The sequence below is a fragment of the Cupriavidus sp. 05N39 genome (assembly GCF_056397325.1).
In genome coordinates, this window is sequence record NZ_JBFTNE010000376.1 from 1 (window position 1) to 382 (window position 382).

A 382-nucleotide genomic window follows, 5' to 3' on the forward strand; every position below is an offset into this window, starting at 1 on the left:
GGCCTTGCCGGGCTACGACGCGATGCGCCACCCGGTCGCGCTGCTGGGGGCGATCGGGGTGCCGCATGCGCAGGCCTTCAGCGTGCTGGGGTTCGTGCTGCCCGGCGTGCTGGCCAGCGCGGTAGCGGTGCGCCTGCTGCTGCGGGTGCCACGCACCGCGCCCTGGTCCATGCGCGTGGGCGTGCAGTTGCTGACGCTGGCGGGGGTGGGCTTTGCGGCCATGGGCGTACTGCCGCTGGACGCCAACGACATCCAAAGCCCGGCCAGCCAGTACCACGCCAGCGCCTGGATGGTCTGGGTGCTGGCATTCGTGCCGGGCACGCTGATGTATGGCCTGGGCGCGCTGCGGCTGCCGGGCTGGCGCGCCCAGGCCCTGCTGCAC

1 protein-coding gene is annotated in these 382 nt (G+C 73.6%); it reads left to right on the top strand.

Annotated features, from left to right (window positions below):
• Positions 1-382 (top strand): DUF998 domain-containing protein (locus AC1DN0_RS41785; RefSeq protein WP_477146711.1); only part of this gene is annotated, 382 nt, incomplete at both ends.